Source organism: Anaerolinea thermolimosa (assembly GCF_001050195.2).
GTDB classification, from domain to species: domain Bacteria; phylum Chloroflexota; class Anaerolineae; order Anaerolineales; family Anaerolineaceae; genus Anaerolinea; species Anaerolinea thermolimosa.
In genome coordinates this window covers 394,024-414,589 of the sequence record NZ_DF967965.1, presented here as the reverse complement: position 1 = coordinate 414,589, position 20,566 = coordinate 394,024, and the positions used below count along the sequence as shown (strand labels likewise).

Here is a 20,566-nt window from a genome sequence, read left to right as displayed (position 1 = left end):
TTTTACTATCAGAAGCTGGAAAAGTAAACCATTTTTCCAAACAAGTTGCCAAAATCCTGCATTTACGCTAAACTGATTTTATGCCGCCCGCCTTTTCCTCTTTCATCGGGGTAGATGCAGCCACGGGACGCCGCCCTTTTACGTATCTTTGTCTCGACCCATCACGTAAACTTCTGGCGGTAGGTTCGGGCACAGCCGTGGACGTGCTTTCCTTTGCCTTCGGCCAATCGACCACCCTTCTGGCCTTCAGCCCTCCCCATCGTACAGGACAGACGCCCTCCACACAGGGCCGTGCCCTTGGCGATTTTCTCCTTCAAAAAGAGTGGAACTGGCCAGCCGAGAGCGGTTTTCCACGTAATCCTCCACCTGAATGCCCCTCCTGGTTACGTGCCAGCTTCTTACTGATCGACCAGTTACAAGAACTGGGGTTTCGCCCCTTTGCTCCCGAAGAGGACGCCCCACGACAATGGCTTGAGACCCAGGCCGAGGCCGCTTTCTCAGCCCTGCTGGAACGCCCTCCATTGGGTGCCGCCACCCTTGAGGGGCGTTTACAGCGTCAACTTGTGCTGGCAGACCTGGGCCTGGATGTTCCGGATGCCATGGAGTTTTTTGAAGAGATTACCCGTTACCGCCTGCTGCGCGGTATCTTACCCATGGATAAGGTACTGCCCGCCGCCGAATTAAACGCCTGGATGGCCGCTCAGGTAGCCTGGATGGCCATCCATCAGCCTGAGGCGCTCCAGCCGGTTACTCCCCATGGCAACCGTTCGGTCTATCTGCCTCTCTCCCTCACCCAAATCTCTCAATCGGGCGTGCGAGTAGGTTCCGGGGTCCTGTCGTGATCTTTGCCTGAGGATTCTGAATCGCCGCGTTTTTCTGAGGTAGGGGTGGCCTTTCCCCCATCATCATGACGGCGTAAATCTTCCACAGTGGCTGTGGGCTGTCTCTCTTCATCAGGCATGGGGGTGTCCTCCGTCTGCCTGATTTCCTCAGGTTGAGGGGTAGCCGTCTCCGTTGGATGAATGATCACTTTCGTGGCAACTTCTCCTTCCTGCCCCGAGCGATCCTCCTTTGGCTCATTTCCACCGGTTTTGAGGGTAATTTTCACCGCCAGCAGACCGCGATCTGCCAGTCGGATGACCGACACCACCACTTCCTGCCCTACTTCCAGCCTCTGATTTCCAACCACCTCCGGGTTCAGGGTCACCCAAAGATCATTCATCTGAAGGCGCCCATCCTGCACGGCCTGTACTTTTCCCGTCAGGGTATAAAACCAGGAATCGGCCCGCTCCAGCACAAAATGCCCATCCTGGGTAGACGTCCCCCTTACATATACATAGGAACCGGCCAGATCGCGTAATCCCTCTTCAAGCGTAGAGGGAACATCGAGGGGAATACCGTTGATCCGCCAGGTCTGATCGCCTTCCTGAGTCAGGTAGCCCGTGAACGTCACCTCCTGCTGGCGTTTGCGCTGGATCAGAGCTTCCACTTCCTCAGCGCGCCGCAGGTTGTAAGCGTCTTCCAGTTCCATCCGTTGAACCGGGCTGGACGATAAGTTCAGGGTAATTTGCTCAGCCGCCAGCTTCACCGGGTAAAGCGCCTCTCCCGGCAAAGCCTTGACCGAGGCCCATCCCGTCAGAAACAGCCCAAGCACAACGAGAAATACCACCGCCGGTACACTGAAAACACTCGCTTTTCGAAACCACCTCACCCAGAAACCCGGCGGCGGCTCCACCGCGCGGCGGCGCTGGGCTTCTTCGAGCAAATGCTCACGGCTGCGCCGCATCGCAGCTACCGGCACCGTATCAGATCCGCGTGCTTCCCAGAGCGCCAGCATGGCCTCCAGCACGGGGCGCAACTCTGCTTTCCATTCCGGGTATTTCTGGAGAACGTCCTCCAGAGACGCGCCATGTTGCAGGCGCGCCAGGCAATCCTCAAAGACACGGTTCAACTCTTCATTCCGGATCATTCTTCATCCCCCCGGATCAAATGCCTGCGTAAAGCCCCAAGCGCCCGAAATTGAAGCGTTTTAATAGCCCCGATCGACTTATTCATCACCTGAGCCGTCTCTTCCAGAGAAAATTCCATGGAAAAACGCAGCACCAGCACCTGCTGTTGTTCAGGGGTGAGGAGCCGCATGGCACGCCTGACTGCTCGTGCCTGATCCTGCGACTCAGCCGCATGTTCAGGGGTTACATTGCTGGAAAGATATTCGTGATCTTCGAGGTTTTCAACTGGTTTCCGATACTTGCGCCGCAATACATCGTTCACCAAATGGCTGGCTGTGCCAAACAACCACGCCCGGATATCTCGAATAGTGTGCCGCCCATCCTGTAAATTATCCAGCAGACACATGAAAACATCCGCAGCGATATCCTCAACCAGTTCCTCATCGTCCAGGCGATAATGTACGTAGCGGTAAATCGCGGGATAGTACGTCTCGTGAATCGCTGCCAGCGCCTGGTGATCCAGGTTCTGTGCGCGGGCAAGCAGAGAATCCGCATCCATCATTCGGTGAATTTCGTTTCCTTTGGAAAACCAAAGCGTAGTATACACCTGATCTACCCCTGAATCACCTGAGTTCATCGCTCTGTCGAGCGATGTTAACCTGAGCGTAGGCTTACTACAGGTTTAGTCGGATTATCCGGCAGAAAGTTACGTACCGGCGTGACGGATGAACAGGCTATCGGAGTAGCTCTTCCAGAATGGCCCTGGCGATGTTAGCGTCGGCTTTGCCCTGCATTTTCCGCATCACCTGCCCCACAAACCAGCCCATCAGGGTTGCCTTGCCGCTCCGGAAGGTTTCTACCTCACAGGGGTTTTCAGCCAGCACCTGCTCACATACCGCCCGAATAGCCGCGTCATCACTGACTTTGGCCAGCCCTTCAGCTTCCACAATCCTGGCCGGAGAGATTCCCGAATCTTCTACTTTTTGAAGCAAGGCCTTGCCTGTGGTCATATTAATCGTGCCGGCGTCCACCATTCTGACAATTTCCGCCAGAAAAACCGGCGATAACTTCATCTGAGCGGGCTGCAAAGCACGCTCATTGATCATGCGTAACACCTCATTCATCAACCAGTTTGAAACTTTTTTCGGGTCTCCCCCATACGCACGCACGGTTTCCTCATAATAATCGGAAAGTTGCCGTTCGCTGGTGAGAATTTCGGCATCGTATTCCGGCAAGCCATATTGCTCCATAAAACGCTGGCGCCGTTGTAATGGCAGTTCGGGGAACCCGGCCAGAATCGACTCGCGCCAGGCTTCATCCATCCGTACGGGCAAAAGGTCAGGCTCACGAAAATAGCGATAATCGGCTTCGGTTTCTTTGGAGCGCATCTTCCGCAGTGTGAGGCTGTCCTCATCCCATTCAAGAGTCCAGGCCTCTACGGTGCGTCCGCTTTCCACTTCGCGGATCTGCCGGGCAATTTCAGTCTGGATCGCCGTGCGCACGGCATCAATGGAATTCACATTCTTAATTTCCGTCTTGGGGTTCAGGTAAGTGGCCCCCCTGGGACGAATGGACACGTTTGCGTCACAGCGCAGGTGGGCCTTCTCCATATCCGCTTCCGAAATGCCCAGCCAGCGCAACAGCTGGCGTAACCGGATAAGGTACTGAGCCGCTTCCTCTGCCGTTCGCAAGTCGGGACCGGTGACCATTTCAATCAACGGTACACCACAGCGGTTAAAATCGATCAGCCGACGACCATTCTCGTGCTTGGTCTTCCCGGCGTCTTCTTCGATGTGCAATTTCGTAATACTGACATGCCGCACATAACCCTGTGGCATGGGAACATCCATGCCGCCCCCATGAGCCAGGGCCATGTCGTATTGTGAAATCTGATACCCCTTGGGTAGATCAGGGTAGAAGTAATTTTTTCGATCAAAAAACGAAAGCGGTCGAATTTCCGCCCGCATGGCATGAGCGAGAACCACCGCTTTTTCCACTACCGCGCGGTTCAAGACCGGCAGCACCCCCGGTTGACCGGTGCACACCGGGCAAATGTTGGTGTTGGGTGGCTCATTCCACGAATCGGCTTTACAGGAACAAAAAATTTTGGTGGTGGTATTCAGCTGAATGTGGGTTTCCAGCCCGATGACTGCTTCGTACTCGCTCATCCATGCCCTCTGATTGGTGAATTCAGAGGAGATTATACCTCATGCGCCCGGCCTGCACAGAGAAAGCGCCACCCAGTCATTGATTTTCCGCTCTTCGATGAACTTCAGCCCGCGCCCTTCCGCGGCTTCCAGTACCTGCTCCACCTGGGTATCGAGAATACCCGAAAGCACCATCACCCCGCCCGGCGAAGTCAGCTCGGCCAGCCCGGCCTCGAAAAGGCGCACAATCACCGGCGCAAGGATGTTCGCCAGCACCAGCGGCGCTTGGCACAGGCTGAAATCTCCCCTGAGAATTTCCACCACTGAGCCGAGGCCTGTTTCAAGATGTTCGAACACCCCATTCGCCCGGGCATTTTCACGCGTAGCAAGGATAGCCGCCCGGTCAATATCCACCGCCAGTGCATGACTTGCCCCCAGCTTAAGCGCGCCAATCGATAGAATCCCTGAGCCACAGCCCACATCGATCACCGGTTTCCCCGGCACGACGGTACTTTCCAGAAATTCCATGCACAACTGGGTGGTGGGATGCGTCCCCGTGCCGAAGGCCATGCTCGGATCAATCTTCACCGGAATGCGCGATTCACCCTCTGGCACTTCATACCAGGCCGGTAGAATTAACAACCTGCGCCCCACGGGGATGGGTCGGTAATGTTGTTTCCACGCGCTCATCCAGTCTTCATCCTGGATAGGGCGGTATGCCGGTTCGGGCAGGGGTTGAATGCGCCCCAGGTACCACAAAGCCTCTGCCACCTTCTGGCGCGTTTCTTCAATTTGTTCGTCCACCGGCAAATACCCGTATACTCTGACCGGCCCGTAGGGGGTGCCTTCGTCTTCGGCGTCGTTGTACCGCACGTTGCTTTCTACCACCACCCCCCCGGAAACGAACCGGCTGAGCGTCTCTGAGACCGCTTCAGCCAGCTCTGGTTCTACCACCAGCGAAACTTCCAACCATTTGGCGTCTGTCACTAGAAGAATTCCTTTAAGCGTTCAAAAAAACTTTTCTCTTCGGGTTTCACTTCACTACCCAGGGTCTGAGCCAGTTGCTCAAACAACTTGCGCTGTTCGGCCGTCAGCCGGGTAGGCACTTCTACGTTGACCACCACATGCTGGTCTCCCCGTCCATTCGAACGGAGATGCGGCACCCCTTTTCCACGAATGGTGAACACCTTCCCGGGTTGCGTGCCGGGCGGAATGTTAAGCCGCGCCGTGCCATCAATGGTTGGCACCTCCACTTCGGCACCCAGTACCGCCTGAGCAATGTTGATATTCAGGTTCAACCAGATATCATCCTGTTTTCGGTGGAAGAACTTATGCGGTTTTACCTGCACCTCCAGGTAGAGGTTACCATTGGGGCCGCCATTTACCCCGGGCTGTCCTTCTCCGGCCAGGCGAATTTGCTGGCCATTATCAATCCCCGCCGGAATCGAAACCGTCTTCCGAATGGTTTTGCGCTCCAACCCGCGTCCATGACAGGTCTTGCAGGGGGTTTCAATGCTTTCCCCGGCGCCGTTGCATGTAGGGCAGGTGGTCACCTGCACCATAGAACCCAGAATCGTCTGGCGCACCTGGCGTACTTCACCGCGCCCTCCGCAGGTCGGGCAGCGGCGTGGTGAAGTGCCCGGCTCGGCTCCTGTCCCGCGGCAACGTGAGCAAACCTCATCCCGGGTGATTTCGATCTCTTTCTCAACCCCAAAGACGGCTTCCTCAAACGACAGAGAGATGGGGTAATTCAGGTCAGCCCCGCGGCGAGGGGCGTTGCGCGACCGCCGGTTGCCCATTCCCATGCCAAACCCGAATAGCTCCTCGAAAATATCCGAGAAGTCCATGGTCGAAAAGTCGGGCATTCCGCCCATGCCATTTAACCCCGCATGGCCGTAGCGATCGTAGGCGGCGCGCTTTTCGGGATCGGAAAGCACCGCGTAGGCCTCGTTGATTTCTTTAAAGCGCTCCTCGGCATCCGGCGATTTATTAACATCCGGATGGTATTGCCGTGCAAGATTTCGAAACGCCGATTTAATCTCATCCTGCCCGGCACTGCGCTGAACCCCAAGTACCTCGTAATAATCTCTCTGTGCCATAAATGTGTATCAACCAGTCTTGATCCCCCTCGCGGGGGGCGAGGGGGATCGGGAATTCATGGAGTGGTATCAGACGTTTCGAAATTCACCATCGACCACATTGTCGCCGGGTTCACCGCTCCCGCCAGGGGAAGAGCCTCCATCCGGGCCACTTCCACCGGCTGCCTGCCCTTCTGGCTGTTGATACATGCTCCCACCCAGTTTCTGGATAGTGCGCCCCAGCTCTTCGGTCAACCGGCGAATTTCTTCAGCGTTCTCGGTATTGAGCGCCGCGCGGAGTTTCGCCACACCCTCTTCGGCCTGCTTCTTTAAATCTGCCGGGAGTTTATCACCATGTTCGCGCAAGAGTTTCTCGGCAGAATAGGCAGTGTTATCGGCGTTATTCCGGATTTCGATCAGTTCTTTCCGTTTTCGGTCTTCCTCGGCATGCAGTTCGGCTTCCCGCCGCATCTTCTCAATTTCTGCCTCGGTCAGGCCGGACGACGCCGTGATGGTAATGTGCTGACTGCGGCCGGTAGCCTTGTCCTGAGCAGTCACCTTGAGGATGCCATTGGCATCAATATCAAAGGTCACCTCGATCTGAGGGACGCCCCGTGGAGCAGGTGGAATACCATCCAGGATAAAGCGCCCCAGCGATTTGTTATCTGCCGCCATAGGGCGTTCACCCTGAACGACGTGAATTTCCACCTGGGTCTGGCCATCAGAAGCTGTGGAGAAAATCTGGCTCTTGCGGGTAGGGATGGTGGTGTTGCGCTCGATCAATGGCGTGGCCACGCCACCCAGTGTCTCTACCGAAAGGGTGAGGGGCGTCACATCGAGCAGCAAGATATCTTTCACCTCGCCACCCAGCACCCCCGCCTGGATCGCCGCACCTACCGCCACCACCTCATCGGGGTTCACCCCTTTGTGAGGTTCTTTTCCAAACAACCGGCGCACAGCTTCCTGGACTGCAGGCATACGAGTCATCCCGCCCACCAGAACCACCTCATCGATATCCGAGGGCTGGAGGCCGGCATCACTCAACGCTCGCCGCACGGGGTCAAGTGAGCGCTCGATCAGGTCACCCGTCAGTTGCTCCAGGCGCGCACGGGTCAGGGTCATCACCAGGTGTTTGGGGCCGGTGGCATCTGCCGTGATATAGGGCAGGTTGATTTCGGTCTGCATTACCGACGAAAGCTCAATCTTGGCCTTTTCAGAGGCCTCCTTCAGACGCTGGAGCGCCTGACGGTCATTCCGCAGGTCAATGCCAGTCTCCTTTTTGAATTCGGAGATCAGGTAATCCATGATGCGCTGGTCAAAGTCATCGCCGCCGAGGAAGGTGTCACCACTGGTCGAACGCACCTGGAAGACCCCCTCCCCCACGTCGAGAATCGAAATATCGAAAGTGCCGCCCCCCAGATCGTACACCGCAATGACCTCGTTCTTTTTCTTATCCAGCCCATAGGCCAGCGAAGAAGCGGTCGGTTCGTTGATGATTCTCAACACCTCAAGGCCAGCGATCTTGCCAGCATCTTTCGTGGCGTTACGTTGCGCATCATTAAAGTAAGCCGGAACAGTGATGACTGCCTGGGTGACCGGTTCTCCCAGATAGGCTTCAGCATCCTGTTTGAGCTTCGCCAGGATCATAGCCGATACTTCTGGCGGCGAATATTCCCGCCCATCCAGAATCACGCGCACATCGCCGTTGGGTGCTTTGGTCACCTTATACGGCACGCGGCTGATAGTACGCTGCACTTCGGGGTCATCGAACTTGCGCCCCATAAAGCGCTTGATGGAAAAAATGGTGTTTTCGGGGTTGATGATAGCCTGGTTGCGTGCTGCCCGCCCGACAATTCGTTCATGATTTTTGTTGTAGGCCACCACCGAGGGCACCAGGCGCTCACCCTCCGCCGAAGGAATGACCACCGGCTCACCTCCCATCATCACCGCGGCCACCGAGTTGGTCGTCCCCAGATCGATACCTATGATTTTTCCCATGAGAGCATGCCTCCTATCGAGCGACTCGTACTCGTGCCGGGCGCAACACCCGGTCGCCGAGCATATAACCTTCTTGAACGACCCCAATGATCTGCCCACTCTGATGATCCGGGCTTTCTTCGTAAGAAATCGCCTCGTGACGCATCGGGTCGAACTCTTCGTTTTCCGCAGGAATCCGTTTGATCCCCTCGGCTTCGAGGATATTTTGCAATTTCCGATAGATCAATTCGATGCCATCCGCCCAGGCAGCGGCCTCCCCTTCGGTTGGGCGCATCTTCATCGCCCGATCCAGATCATCCAGTACGACCAGGTATTTTTTGATCACTTCAGCCGCAATGGTCTGACTGAGGGTTGCCTGGTCGCGCTCGATACGCCGTTTGTAATTGGCAAAATCAGCACGTTCACGCTGCCAGCCATCAAAATATTCTCTGGCCCGGTTTTCTACTTCTTCCAACGATTTTTGCATAGCCTCATATTCCTCGATGGGAACCACAGCCACCTGCTGTGTTTCCTTTCCGGCGCCCTCCTGAGAGCCAGCCGGTTCATTCCCCTGAAGTTCTGCACCCGGCGCAGTAACCTGTTCATCAGAGGGATTGTTCTGCGGTTCGGGATGATGATTATTCCGTTCTACCATAGTTCTTCCCTACCAATTCCATCCAAAATTTATGGCCGACCTGAGAAGCCCATCCTCACGCCTGCCGTGTTCCACTGGGTTTAATCGCCTTCGGCCAGAGTCTCGGCCACCAGGTCGCTGAGCAACCCGGAGAGAAACCGCATCACAGAGATCGTCCGCCCGTAGGCCATGCGCATGGGCCCCAGAACACCCAGGGTGCCAATGGCCAGGCCGGGAACCCCGTATTGGGCTAACAAGACCGAGCTCTGCCGCAATTCGTCCCATGTGCCCTCACCACCGATCAACACCTGCACACCACCTACTGTACCGGTTGCAAGCACCGTGCGAGCCAGCAAATCCTGCAGACGTGACCGTTCTTCAAGCACACGCAAAGCCCGGCGTGCCTCTTCAGAGCTGGCAAATTCGGGCTCTGCCAGCACATTGGTCAATCCGTCCAGGTAAATTTCACCGGCAATCCGCGACTCGGCCCGCTCCAGGTCTTCAACGACCCAGTCCAGCACATCGCGCTCCAGCGCGCTCAACTCAACCCGCGCCTGACGAATGGCTTCAGCGTCCATCTCCTGGAACTGGCGGGTGAGGCTATCTGCCGCGGCAGAAAGCACATCCTGTGGAACTGGCTCAGAGAGAGTCATCAGCCGCTGTCGGACTTCTCCCCCCACAATGACCAGCACCATTAACACCTGCCGTCCGCGGGTTGAGATCAATTCAATGTGCTTCAGGCGGGCTTTTTCGGGGTGCGGCGCCGTGACCAGCGAAGCCGCTCGCGACTGGTGCGCCAGCACCGATGCCGCCAGGCGCATCCACTGATCAACATCATTGCCCATCTGGTAAAACTGATGGGCAATGGTATGGCGCAACGTCTCAGGAAGATGAGTCTCCTGAAGGAGGCGCCCCACAAAATACCGATACCCTTCTTCAGTAGGCACCCGCCCGGCTGAGGTGTGTGGCTGGCGCAAATATCCCATCTCGGTCAGGGCCGCCAGCTCGTTACGCACCGTGGCAGAGCTCATACCCAGGTTGTAATGCTCCACCAGGTACCGCGAACCAATCGGTGCAGCCGTGCGGGCATACTCATGCACCACCAGAGCGAGTAAAAAACGCTGCCGTTCGGTTGGTTCGATCATACCAGGCATCCTATCTGCAAATTAGCACTCTCACCTCGAGAGTGCTAACAACTCGTAACAAATCATACCATGCCTGAAAAAGGGCGTCAAGCGGCGGAAAGATAATCTTATAGAATTCTGATATTCATCCCGCGGATTCATCGGCCTGCCTGAGAGAAAGACGATAAAGGTTCGTATGCCTTAACTGAAAGCCAAGCCGCCGATACAGCCGGTTGGCCGCTTCGCGCTCCGGACGGGAAGTAAGATTGACCTCCCCTGCCCCCTGCCCGGCGGCCAGTTCGATCGCCCGGCGGGTCAGAGCCTCTCCAATCCCCCTGCTGCGCTCCTTTTCATCCACCACCACATCTTCAATCCAGGCATGAACCCCCGCCGGAGTGCGGAAAACCACCAGCGTCAGAGTGCCCACCACCTCCCCGGCTTCATTGCGGGCAAGAAGCAGGGTGCTCGCCTCAGAACGAACGATTGCCTCAAGAGCACTTTGCTCCGGCGGGGAATGACTGGGGTTAAGCTGGGGCATCAACCGCGCAAACGCCGCCACCACTTCATCATTCACCGATTCGACGATTTCGATGTGCATGGGCACAAGTATAGCATTTTCTTTAATAAAGAAAAAATCACCCGGTGTTGTACCCGAATACCCCTTTTAATCTTACGAATCCTCTCCAATTTGTGCTACAATTCGCCGCACTGTAACCGTGAACCCGCAAAAGGAGAGATTCTGATGAACATTGGGATGTGGATCAAAGCCCTTCAAGTCATTCCAAGAGTCGATCAGGAAGAATGGAAACGGCTGGATGTCATTTCGCGCTGGTTAATCTCCACCCGCGCCGCTGTCCTGATCATGACCTTTATCTCCGCCACCATTGGCGGGTTGCTCGCCGCACGCGAGGGTCGCTTCAACTTTCTCTACTGGTTGCTGGTAGTAATTGGGCTGGTGTTTGCCCATGCTCTCAACAACCTGCTGAACGATTACACCGATTACAACCGTGGGGTTGATAAAGACAACTACTACCGCACCCAGTACGGTCCCCAGCCCCTTGAAGCCGGCCTGATGACCCGGCGCGAATTGCTCACCTATGCTGCTGTAACCGGGCTCATCGCCCTGGCCGCAGGAGGATACCTGGTGGCCATGCGAGGCTGGCTGGCTCTCCTCCTTCTGGCCATCGGGGCATTCTTCCTGTTTTTCTATACCTGGCCGCTTAAATACATTGGCCTCGGAGAGATCGCTGTGATCATCGTCTGGGGGCCGCTGATGATCGGAGGAAGTTACTTCATCATTACCGGCCAGTGGGACTGGCGGGTAGTGCTGGCCGGCCTCCCTTACGCCCTCGGAACCACCACCGTGATTTACGGTAAACACATTGATAAACTCGACGCCGATAAAGCCAAAGGCATTCACACCCTGCCCGTGGTCATTGGAGAAAAGGCCGCCCGGATCAGCGTTCAGGTGATGATCGCCTTAATGTATCTGCTCGTGATTGGTCTGGTGATTGCCGGGTATTTCACCCCCTTCATGCTCGTGGTTCTGGGTGCACTCCCCCTGCTGCCTGGCACCTGGAAAATGCTCTCTAACCCCCGCCCTGCAGAGCCGCCTCCAGCATACCGCGAAAGCTGGCCGCTCTGGTTCGTCGGCGCGGCATTCGTTCACAACCGCCGCTTTGGAATGCTTTTCCTCCTCGGGCTGATCCTGGATGTTGCCTACCGGTTAATTTTCACCTGAGTTCCAGCTCAAGCCAGGCCTGCGGGTTGGGTAAAGCCCCGCTGCGCAACCGGCCATCCTGCGAAAAAGCCGCATACTGGTTATCTATCCATAACACCAGTCCCAACCGTCCACGCGGTACAACCTTTGTCTCCAGCATCTTCCTGCCGTCCACTTCGAACCGGCAGGAAGTTTCTTTTAATTCCAGGCGATATTCATGCCATACAGTGGGGTCTATCTCAAGGCGGGCGGAATCCTCACGGATGATCCGTCCCAGGCACCGGCGAATCCACCGCGCCGCAGGACGAAAGGCCAGCAAAGGCAGCCACGGTAAACCCAGTGCAAGCACACCGGGCGGAATTAATGGAGAGGAAAATACTGCCATTAAAAAGCCATGCGCCGGTAAATCATCCCGAAACGAGAGAGCATTGGGAGGCGAAGCATGGAAGAACCACGCCGCGTTGGGTAAAGCAGGGAAACGCGCCGTTACCCCGCCAATACCCAGTTCAACAGTGAAAGGGTTGTTCCAAAGCCCAAACCCCCAGGTGCCGGGAAGATCAGCCTGCGAGACCCGCGCCCGCACACTCAGAGCGAAAGGTGGGCGAAGAGCAAATCGGCTTCGCGGCTGGTTTCCGTAATTATCCAGCTGTGCCCAGCGGTATTCGGGGGTTTCTCCTGCCGGAATTTGTAGCCGCCAGGAAGATGGCCCCGTTCGTTCCACCTTTGAACCGGCACTCCCTTTTGCCACAAGCACCTTTTCGTCGATCATCCCGGCTCCACCGATCATGGTTTGGATCCTTTTCATTATAGCGAAGAACTTACACCAGTTTGTTCATGTAGAAGATGATTGTCTTCCAGCCAAACCACCCCGGATGTGGTTTAATTAGAAACCAATGAAAAACGTTATCGCCTTTTTCTGTCTCGTTTTGTTCACCACCGCCTGTGGTCTGGTGCCCGGTTTACCGGCGCCAGTAGTTGAGGCGGGCCCCACCCTCACCCCACTTCCCACCTCCACCTCCAGAGAATTCCCTACCGTAGCCGACCGTTCATGCTTGCTGGCAAATGCAGAACCACTGCGCGTGGAACAACCCCAGGGAGATTTAATGGCCTGGCGCCCCGACTCAGAGGAGCTGGCCTTCGTGGCCCCCGGAGCCAGCTCTAACTGGTTTGCCGGAACGCTCAAGTTGGTCAGCGGGCCAGATTTTCAAAACACGCCTTCTCCTTTACCGAACATCCGCGTCTTCGGTGACCTGGCGTGGTCTCCTGATGGCACCCTGCTGGCTTTCGTCGCCTGGCGTGCCTCCGATGGCCTTTATACCGTGATGACGTACTCTCCTGATGGGGGCGAAATGCACGATTGGTTCCCCGCTGAGTCCGCCCGTACAGAACCCGGCGGTAGCTCTTCCAAGGCCGTCCTTTCCTGGCTGGCGGGTCGACGATTGCGTGTGCTCAGCGCCTGCGGCCCCGATTGCGACCAGACGTATGAAATCAACGTCAATGAAGGTGTGGTTAATCCCTTTGGTGAAGCCACACGTCTCGTTCGAGACCGCTTTGATTTGCGCCGTCACGAGGTCATGTTCGATGAATCAACCTACCCGTACATGATCCAGCCCAACTGGTCGCCAGACAACAGCAAAGTGGCTTATTTTGATGAAGATGATCGCGCCATGGTGCTCCTGGTCAGCGAGAAACAGCAATATATTCTGGATACTGCTCTCGACACACCGCGGGAAACCAAATGGGCCTACGATAACCGTACCCTCGCCGTGCGCACGGATGACCGAATCTACATTTTTGACACGTTATGTAAATAACCGCCGTGCGATCTGCGGTTAAGAAGAACCAGAACTCCCCTCGCATGAAATGAACCCGGATGCGCGCGGTACTGGTATAATTAACCCGTAAAGACCCGCCCGGGGCCAAGTAACTGCACCCTTTCAGAGAGTCGGCGGTTGGTGCGAGCCGAACATTCAGGCGGTGAAATCCACCCCGGTTGCTCCAAAGAGCAGGTCGCTCTCGCAGAGGCCCGGCCAGGCCATAAGAGAGACGGTTGGCGCCGTTACCGCCAGGAAGAGGCCCCCCCATGGGGTGGCGAAAGCAGGTGGCACCACGGGCGCCCCCTCGTCCTGCGCGGAGAGGGGGCGATTCTTTCAATACAAGGAGTGCTGCCATGTTAGACATCAATCTGTTTCGAGAAAACCCCGAAGTCGTACGCGATGCCCTCACCCGCCGTCAGATGGATGTCAGTGTAGTAGATCGCGTTCTGGAACTGGATGCCGAACGACGGCGCCTGCTCACCCGCGTTGAAACCCTGAAGGCCGAACGAAACACCGTCTCGAAAGAAATTGGCCGAAGCAAAGACCCGGCTGAACGCCAGGCGAAAATCGAGGCCATGCGCCAGGTAGGCGAAGAAATCGCCGCCCTCGACGAACAGGTGCGTCAGGTAGAGGAAGCGCTCACCGCAGAGATTGCTCAGATCCCCAATATACCTAAAGCCGGGGTTCCCCTGGGCCGCGACGAACACGAGAATGTGGTCATCCGTACCGTAGGGCAACCCCGAACCTTTGATTTCACGCCCCTTCCCCACTGGGATCTTGGCCCTCGCCTGGGGATCATCAATTTCGATCAGGGGGTGAAGATTACCGGCTCACGCTTTTACGTCCTCAGTGGGGCTGGCGCTCGTCTTCAACGGGCACTCATTGCCTGGATGCTCGATTTGCACATCCGTCAGGGTTATACGGAACAGTATTTGCCCTTTATGGTCAAAGAAGAGACTCTCTTCGCTGCCGGGCAACTCCCTAAATTCCGTGATAACCTCTACCACGACGCCGAAGAAGACTTCTGGATGGTTCCCACCGCCGAAGTCCCTCTCACCGGCCTCTTCATGAATGAAATTCTCGAAGAAGCCGCCCTCCCCATTCACTACACAGCCTACACCCCCTGCTTCCGCCGCGAGAAGATGAGCGCCGGGCGCGATGTGCGTGGGATTAAACGCGGCCACCAGTTTGACAAGGTTGAGATGTATATTTATTGCCGCCCCGAAGAATCGGACCGCGAGCTGGAGAAGATGCTGGCAGATGCCGAACAAACCTGCGCCGAACTGGGTCTGCCCTACCGCGTGGTACAGCTCTGTACGGGTGATCTGGGATTCAATGCCGCCATCACCTACGACATCGAAGTCTGGGCACCCGGTTGCAACGAATGGCTGGAGGTCAGCTCGGTCTCCAACGTCACCGATTTTCAAGCTCGACGCGCCAATATCAAATATCGCCCGGCAGAAGGTGGCAAAACCCGCCTGGTGCACACCCTCAACGGTTCGGGACTGGGCCTGCCCCGTACCCTCATTGCCGTGCTGGAGAACTACCAGCAGCCCGACGGCTCGATCCTCGTCCCCGAAGTGCTCCGCCCATGGATGGGTGGAATTGATATCATCACCCCCTGAGAAACCTTGAGATGAACGTTCCCCTTCTGGGCAAAGCCACCCTGCTCACCGTCACCCTGGCCGTTATGCTGGTCGGGTGGTTGGGGCTGGTCATTCCCATTTTGCCCGGTCTGGTGATCATCTGGCTGGCCGGTGTCGTTTATGGCATTCTCTCCGGTTTTAATACCGCCGGGTGGATCATTCTGGGTCTCATGACCCTTTTGATGCTCGCCGGAAGCCTGATTGATAACGTCATCATGGGCGCTTCTGCCCGCCAGAAGGGGGCTTCGTGGCTGGCCATTGGCGTGGCCCTGATCCTCGGCGTGGCAGGAAGTTTGTTGTTGCCCCCTTTCGGCGGTTTAATCCTTGCCCTTGCCGGCATCTTTGCGGTGGAATTCTACCGTCTGCGTGACTGGCGCAAAGCCCTGGACTCGACAAAAAGCATGGCACTGGGCTGTGGCTGGGCAGTTATCATTCGTGCCGGAATGGGCGGTCTGATGATCGGGTTGTGGATTCTCTGGGCTTTCGTCCTCTCATAAATATATCCACTCTACTAAAATGGCAGGCTACCGGGATAACACTCCGGTAGCCTGCCCGGATAGAATTCTCCATCCATTCACCCGTTTTTCAACGTTCGCAAACGCTCTACCAGCTGTCGGTCACCGTCCGAAAGCTCAGAGACTTCATTGAAGTACTCCCCCACCGACTGCACGTTATGGGCATCAGAGTTGCATAACATAACCAGCCCATACCTGCGAGCAATTTCTCGAATATCGGCCTCCCGCGCAGGCGGGGTATTGCGTGACCTTACTTCAATACCATCCGGCGGGCAGGCTTCTAAATCCACCCTGATTTCCGGTGCATACCGGAAAGGATGAGCCAGCGCCACAAAACCACCCCGCTCCCTTACAAAGGTCATCAGTTCGCAGTAAGGCCACTCGGTGCTTTCCAAAAGCGGATCCTGCACCCCGAATACCAGGCAGTCTTCTCCTTCTCGGGTGGTAATTTCAACCCCGCCGTAAATCCGAAACGGAGCGTAGCGCTCATTCAGCTCCGACAGCCGCATCGGTGAAACCAGCCGGTGATGATCGGTAAACACAATGGCATCTAACCCCGCCGCCCGGGCCGCACGAATCATTTCCTCTTCCCCACTTACGGCACATCCCGAGCGTTCTGAGGCATGAACATGAAAATCGACCTTCAATTCTTACCTCCCCTTCAGACAAGAAATGTCACCCTTAAGCCCCTCCAGACCTGTTCCGCCGGGCTTCCAGAGCCCGGTACAGGACAATCGACCCGGCCACAGCCGCATTGAGCGACTCGATCTTGCCCATCATGGGCAGGGCTACCAGGGCATCACAGGTTTTACGCACCAGCGATCGCATTCCTTCACCTTCGTTGCCCACCACCAGCGCCAGAGGGCCATCCAGAGGCACCTGTTCAACAGGCCGGGCTCCGGCCCCTCCCTCCAGTCCAATGACCCAGGCATCAGCCTCCTCCTTAAGCAGAGCAAGGGCCTGGGCCAGGTTCGCCTGAGCCACCAGCAGGTGTTCGCTGGCCCCTGCTGAAGCATGCACCACCGCCGGGGTTACCCCGGCCGCACGTGCCAGGGGCAAAATCACCCCGTGCACCCCCACAGCTTCGGCGCTTCTTAACAGGGTACCCAGGTTTTGCGGGTTCTGGATCAGATCCAGCGCCAATACAAAGAGCGCTTCTCGCCGTTGCTTCGCCAAGTTAAGGATATCCTGAATGGCCGCATACGGGTAACCACTGACCTCCACGGCCACTCCTTGGTGTCCCTCACCCAAGGCGTCCAGTTGCTGGCGCGGCACACGGTTCACGCTCAGTTTTCGCGCTGTTGCCAGGCGAAGGATCTCCTCCAGGCGGCCCTTCTCTTCAACTCCAGCCGCCACCAGCAATCTGAAGGCTTGCCTGCGGCGGGCACGAAGCACCTCAAAAACCGGGTTTCTCCCGGTAATCCACTCTTTCACTTTTGATACCGCCAGGTAGTGCCTTCTTTGCTGTCTTCCAGGATTACACCCAGAGCAGCTAACCGGTCGCGTACCAGATCCGAAAGCGCCCAGAGCTTTTGCTTTCGCAACTCTGTGCGCACTTCTACGAGAAGATCAATAAAGGGATCCGCCGCATGCGATTCTTCTGTCTTTTCCTGCAGGCGTAAGCCGAGCACCCCGGCCAGTTCACGTAAAACGCCCTGTGCAACCTGTAAATCGGCATCGATGGCACCCGCCGTACGGGCCTGGTTAATGGCTCGCACCAGCTCAAAAAGATGGCTCAGGGCAACCGCGCTGTTGAAATCATCATCCATAGCCCGGATGAATCCCTCACGAGTTTCTTCTGCCTGGGCAGTCAGTTTGCGGGCGCTTTCCTCGTCCAATCCCTTTGCACCAGGCAGCGCCGGCCGCAGAGCTGATTTTAACCGCTCCAGGGTGCGTTCCGTCTGCTCGATGACCTCATCATTGAAAGTAAGCGGGTTTCGATATCCCGAATTAAGCACCATCAGCCGTAACACATCTGCATCGTGTTCACGGAGGAATTCTTCAATGGTCACCAGATTTCCCAGAGATTTCGACATCTTCTCCCCGCCCAGCTGGAGCATCCCGTTGTGCACCCAGTAACGGGCGAAGGGTTTTCCGGTGAAACTTTCGGTCTGAGCAATTTCATTTTCATGGTGCGGGAAAATCAAATCGTTGCCCCCGCCATGAATGTCAATCTGTTCCCCCAGGTGAGTCAGGTTCATGGCCGAGCATTCAATGTGCCAGCCAGGACGCCCCGGCCCCCAGGGGCTATCCCATGCGGGCTCGCCAGGTTTAGCCGCCTTCCAGAGAGCAAAGTCCAGCGGGTCTTCCTTATGCTCCCCGATCTCAATCCGCGCACCCGATTGCATCTCATCGACGCGGCGGCCAGAAAGCCTGCCATAATCCTCGTCGCGCCTCACCCGAAAGTACACATCACCATTCGCAGGGTAGGCGTATCCCTTTTCGATCAATCCCTGCACCATTGCAATAATTTGAGGAATGGTTTGTGTAGCGCGCGGGTTGAAGGTTGCCGGAAGCACATTCAACTGCTCCAACTGTCGGCGGTATTCCTCAATATACCCTTCTGCCAGTTCGAAAGGATCCACCCCGAGCTGATTGGCCCGCAGGATGATCTTGTCATCCACATCGGTAAAATTCATCACGAAGGTTACATCATACCCGCGATACATTAAATAACGTCGGATAATATCAAAAACCAGCGCCGACATGGCATGACCCACATGCGCCTTGTTGTAAACGGTCGGTCCGCATACATACATGCGCACCTTTCCCGGTTCGAGGGTCTCAAAATCCTCTTTTTTTCGAGTCAAAGTATTGTAAATTTTCATTCCCATTCTCAACGCTCCTTGCTTTGCATCACCCAACCGTCTATTTTCTCTCAAACTGAGCGATCAATCTTTTTCAGGGCGGGCAAAGATCATTCTACCAGCCGCTGTCTGTAACACTTTGGTCACCAGCACATTGACTTCCTGGTCAATCAAGCCACGCCCGCCTTCCACCACCACCATCGTTCCATCTTCCAGGTAACCAACGCCCTGCCCGGCTTCTTTCCCTTCCTGAATTACCCGGACGCTGAGCATCTCCCCGGGCAACAGTACTGATTTTACAGCATTGGCCAGTTCATTGATGTTTAAAATCGTCACGCCCTGCAACTCAGCCACCCGGTTCAGATTGTAATCATTGGTCAGGATAGGGCAACGCAGCTGACGCGCCAGAATCACCAGTTTATCATCCACTTCGCGGACACCTTCCACATCGATATCCGAAATGCGCACCGGGATGGATGGTTCACGCTGCAACTGAGCCAGCACCTCCAGGCCACGTCGGCCACGCTGCCGGCGTAAGGAATCCGAGGAATCAGCGATGTATTGCAGTTCATTGAGAACAAATCGTGGAATCAAAAAGGAACCGGGCAGAAACCCCGTCCGGGCAACATCGGCAATCCGTCCATCAATGATGACGCTGGTGTCCAGCAAAATAGTGCGGCTCTCCGCCCAGTTTGGTGAAGTTCCCTCAGCCGGGCCAACAGGCAGGCCCCCGGCAGGCCGGGAGAACCCCTGTAAAAGGGCGAACAGATCATCCTGCCGCATATTGAACACGGCCACACCCAGGTAGCCCAAAAGCACCACGCCAATGAAAGGCATCACCTGGCCCAACGGAGATGGCAAAAGCGAGAGAGGAAAAGCCAGTAATGCGGCGATGACTAACCCCACTGTTAACCCAACCAGAGAAGCGAATAATGATCTTGCCGAAAGCTTCGATAATTGCAGACGCAGCGCTTTGATGGGCCGCGTGGTAAAAAATGGCGTCAGAATAAGTCCAACCAGTGCCCCAACCATACCAATGGTGAAGGCGTATTGTTCCACCGAGAAAGGAAATGGGCCAGAAGCCTGGTTTGCCAGCCGCCCCAGATAGGTTCCCCAGTACACGCCTACGATGGAGAAGGCCACCATCCCCACCAAACGAGCAATAAAATCGGAACTCATGAATAATTCCTCCTGTTCGATTATTAAAGATCAAGATAAGTCCTTGTATCAACGGATGATAGCATTACTGGCGATGAGAGTCAATGTAAAGGATATCTCTCTCCCTCCGGCTACACCTTCGCGCCTCTCTGAAATTGATTGACACCCACCCGGCGCTGTGGTAAAATCACCCCGCTTCTGGCCCCCATCGTCTAGCGGCCCAGGACGTGGCCCTCTCAAGGCCAAAACGAGGATTCGAATTCCTCTGGGGGCACAGACAGAATTCCTCCCCTGGGGGAATTTTTTGTCCCTCTCACACCATCGAGGTGTACAAAGGCCAAAACGAGGATTCGAATTCCTCCCGCCCTGCGCGCTTCGCGTGGGGGCACAGACAGAATTCCTCCCCTGGGGGAATTTTTTTGTCCCTCTCACACCATCGAGGTGTACAAAGGCCAAAACGAGGATTCGAATTCCTCCCGCCCTGCGCGCTTCGCGTGGGAGCACAGACAGAATTCCTCCCCTGGTTTTTTCTGTTCCTCAAATGTTCCCCGGTTACCATCTATCTGATTCTCTGAAAAGTGCATCATCACGAACGGGTCAGAATGGGAACCAATCGCTTTCTGATTTTGTGATTCAATTGCAACATCCAGGCGCATCCCCCCCTTCGTGGAAAATGATATGATGAAAGTATGCGACGAGCAAACGCAAGCCCGGCTTTTCAACACCTCTACTCTGCAAGTGTGGAAATTGCCCGTAAAGAGCTTCGCCGATTCTGCCAGCTCGAAGATTCCACCGATATTCAACTGATTCGCACCGCCCTTAATCAACTCCCATCGGATGGGGTTATCTCCAGCTATCATCATCTGGTGATGCTCCGCTGGGTCACCATCCTGCTTGAGAATCTTCCTCCGGGGCAGCCTGAACACCCGGAACTTTACCGCGCCTGGCTGCAGGCCAAAGAACGCGCCAGAGAAATCATTTAAGAATTCGGAGA

The 20,566-nt window shown here is 56.0% G+C and carries 21 protein-coding genes and 1 tRNA gene; 7 read left to right on the top strand and 15 right to left on the bottom strand.

Features of this window, described 5'->3' with window-relative positions; all coding sequences use genetic code 11:
- Positions 1 to 80 precede the first annotated feature (80 nt).
- Positions 81 to 842, top strand: coding sequence for a hypothetical protein (locus tag ATHL_RS01885; RefSeq protein WP_062189201.1), 762 nt, complete (start codon positions 81 to 83; stop codon positions 840 to 842).
- Here the strand turns inward: ATHL_RS01885 and ATHL_RS01880 are convergent.
- The 9 genes from ATHL_RS01880 to ATHL_RS01840 form a co-directional block, all read right to left on the bottom strand.
- A complete protein-coding gene (locus ATHL_RS01880) occupies positions 803 to 1,969 on the bottom strand; it encodes a DUF5667 domain-containing protein (RefSeq protein WP_062189199.1) in 1,167 nt (388 codons plus the stop codon). The genes ATHL_RS01885 and ATHL_RS01880 overlap by 40 nt on opposite strands.
- A complete protein-coding gene (locus ATHL_RS01875; RefSeq protein ID WP_162787542.1) occupies positions 1,966 to 2,511 on the bottom strand; it encodes a sigma-70 family RNA polymerase sigma factor in 546 nt (181 codons plus the stop codon). Before ATHL_RS01875 ends, ATHL_RS01880 begins: the two co-directional genes overlap by 4 nt.
- Positions 2,512 to 2,683: 172 nt before the next feature.
- Complete coding sequence (gene gatB, locus ATHL_RS01870) at positions 2,684 to 4,117, bottom strand: Asp-tRNA(Asn)/Glu-tRNA(Gln) amidotransferase subunit GatB (protein ID WP_062189195.1); 1,434 nt, start codon at positions 4,115 to 4,117, stop codon at positions 2,684 to 2,686.
- A 39-nt stretch (positions 4,118 to 4,156) separates the two neighbouring features.
- Entirely contained in the window at positions 4,157 to 5,083 is a 927-nt protein-coding gene (gene prmA, locus ATHL_RS01865) for a 50S ribosomal protein L11 methyltransferase (RefSeq protein WP_062189193.1), read from the bottom strand.
- On the bottom strand, positions 5,083 to 6,195 hold the full coding sequence (dnaJ, locus tag ATHL_RS01860; RefSeq protein ID WP_062189191.1) for a molecular chaperone DnaJ: 1,113 nt from the start codon (positions 6,193 to 6,195) through the stop codon (positions 5,083 to 5,085). Before dnaJ ends, prmA begins: the two co-directional genes overlap by 1 nt.
- Positions 6,196 to 6,264: 69 nt before the next feature.
- Positions 6,265 to 8,172, bottom strand: coding sequence for a molecular chaperone DnaK (gene dnaK / locus ATHL_RS01855; RefSeq protein WP_062189189.1), 1,908 nt, complete (start codon positions 8,170 to 8,172; stop codon positions 6,265 to 6,267).
- Between the two features lie 13 nt (positions 8,173 to 8,185).
- Positions 8,186 to 8,806, bottom strand: a complete 621-nt coding sequence (locus tag ATHL_RS01850) for a nucleotide exchange factor GrpE (RefSeq protein WP_062189187.1) — start codon at positions 8,804 to 8,806, stop codon at positions 8,186 to 8,188.
- 80 nt (positions 8,807 to 8,886) lie between these two features.
- Complete coding sequence (hrcA, locus tag ATHL_RS01845) at positions 8,887 to 9,930, bottom strand: heat-inducible transcriptional repressor HrcA (RefSeq protein WP_062189185.1); 1,044 nt, start codon at positions 9,928 to 9,930, stop codon at positions 8,887 to 8,889.
- A gap of 124 nt (positions 9,931 to 10,054) precedes the next feature.
- Positions 10,055 to 10,507, bottom strand: coding sequence for a GNAT family N-acetyltransferase (locus ATHL_RS01840; protein ID WP_062189183.1), 453 nt, complete (start codon positions 10,505 to 10,507; stop codon positions 10,055 to 10,057).
- Positions 10,508 to 10,651: 144 nt separating this feature from the next.
- Here ATHL_RS01840 and ATHL_RS01835 point away from each other — a divergent pair, with 144 nt between their 5' ends.
- Positions 10,652 to 11,650: a prenyltransferase gene (locus ATHL_RS01835; RefSeq protein ID WP_236822312.1), complete on the top strand. Its 999-nt coding sequence runs from the start codon at positions 10,652 to 10,654 to the stop codon at positions 11,648 to 11,650.
- Here ATHL_RS01835 and ATHL_RS01830 read toward each other — a convergent pair.
- Entirely contained in the window at positions 11,643 to 12,398 is a 756-nt protein-coding gene (locus ATHL_RS01830; protein WP_236822311.1) for a hypothetical protein, read from the bottom strand. The two genes, ATHL_RS01835 and ATHL_RS01830, sit on opposite strands and share 8 nt — an antisense overlap.
- Positions 12,399 to 12,522: 124 nt before the next feature.
- Between ATHL_RS01830 and ATHL_RS01825 the strand changes: the two genes are divergently transcribed.
- On the top strand, positions 12,523 to 13,443 hold the full coding sequence (locus ATHL_RS01825) for a TolB-like translocation protein (protein ID WP_062189179.1): 921 nt from the start codon (positions 12,523 to 12,525) through the stop codon (positions 13,441 to 13,443).
- A gap of 156 nt (positions 13,444 to 13,599) precedes the next feature.
- On the opposite strand, the gene ATHL_RS18715 is transcribed toward ATHL_RS01825, so the two are convergent.
- Positions 13,600 to 13,737: a hypothetical protein gene (locus ATHL_RS18715; protein WP_162787540.1), complete on the bottom strand. Its 138-nt coding sequence runs from the start codon at positions 13,735 to 13,737 to the stop codon at positions 13,600 to 13,602.
- Positions 13,738 to 13,799: 62 nt separating this feature from the next.
- Between ATHL_RS18715 and serS the strand changes: the two genes are divergently transcribed.
- Both serS and ATHL_RS01815 read left to right on the top strand, forming a co-directional pair.
- Positions 13,800 to 15,071 carry a serine--tRNA ligase gene (serS, locus tag ATHL_RS01820; RefSeq protein WP_062189178.1) on the top strand — a complete coding sequence of 424 codons (1,272 nt, stop codon included), beginning with the start codon at positions 13,800 to 13,802 and terminating at the stop codon, positions 15,069 to 15,071.
- An 11-nt stretch (positions 15,072 to 15,082) separates the two neighbouring features.
- Entirely contained in the window at positions 15,083 to 15,589 is a 507-nt protein-coding gene (locus ATHL_RS01815; RefSeq protein WP_062189176.1) for a DUF456 domain-containing protein, read from the top strand.
- Between the two features lie 77 nt (positions 15,590 to 15,666).
- On the opposite strand, the gene ATHL_RS01810 is transcribed toward ATHL_RS01815, so the two are convergent.
- From ATHL_RS01810 to ATHL_RS01795, 4 genes are read right to left on the bottom strand one after another with little or no spacing between them, the layout of a single operon-like run.
- Positions 15,667 to 16,254, bottom strand: coding sequence for a PHP-associated domain-containing protein (locus tag ATHL_RS01810; protein ID WP_062189174.1), 588 nt, complete (start codon positions 16,252 to 16,254; stop codon positions 15,667 to 15,669).
- A gap of 34 nt (positions 16,255 to 16,288) precedes the next feature.
- Positions 16,289 to 17,041, bottom strand: a complete 753-nt coding sequence (gene rlmB / locus ATHL_RS01805) for a 23S rRNA (guanosine(2251)-2'-O)-methyltransferase RlmB (RefSeq protein ID WP_062189172.1) — start codon at positions 17,039 to 17,041, stop codon at positions 16,289 to 16,291.
- A complete protein-coding gene (cysS, locus tag ATHL_RS01800) occupies positions 17,038 to 18,441 on the bottom strand; it encodes a cysteine--tRNA ligase (RefSeq protein WP_062189170.1) in 1,404 nt (467 codons plus the stop codon). The genes rlmB and cysS overlap by 4 nt, the downstream gene beginning before the upstream one ends.
- Before the next feature lie 57 nt (positions 18,442 to 18,498).
- A complete protein-coding gene (locus tag ATHL_RS01795) occupies positions 18,499 to 19,593 on the bottom strand; it encodes a PIN/TRAM domain-containing protein (protein WP_062189168.1) in 1,095 nt (364 codons plus the stop codon).
- Between the two features lie 180 nt (positions 19,594 to 19,773).
- On the opposite strand from ATHL_RS01795, the gene ATHL_RS01790 reads away from it, so the two are divergent.
- Both ATHL_RS01790 and ATHL_RS01780 read left to right on the top strand, forming a co-directional pair.
- Positions 19,774 to 19,846 (top strand) — tRNA-Glu (locus tag ATHL_RS01790).
- Positions 19,847 to 20,261: 415 nt separating this feature from the next.
- Positions 20,262 to 20,555: a hypothetical protein gene (locus tag ATHL_RS01780; RefSeq protein ID WP_062189164.1), complete on the top strand. Its 294-nt coding sequence runs from the start codon at positions 20,262 to 20,264 to the stop codon at positions 20,553 to 20,555.
- The last annotated feature ends 11 nt before the right edge of the window (positions 20,556 to 20,566 follow it).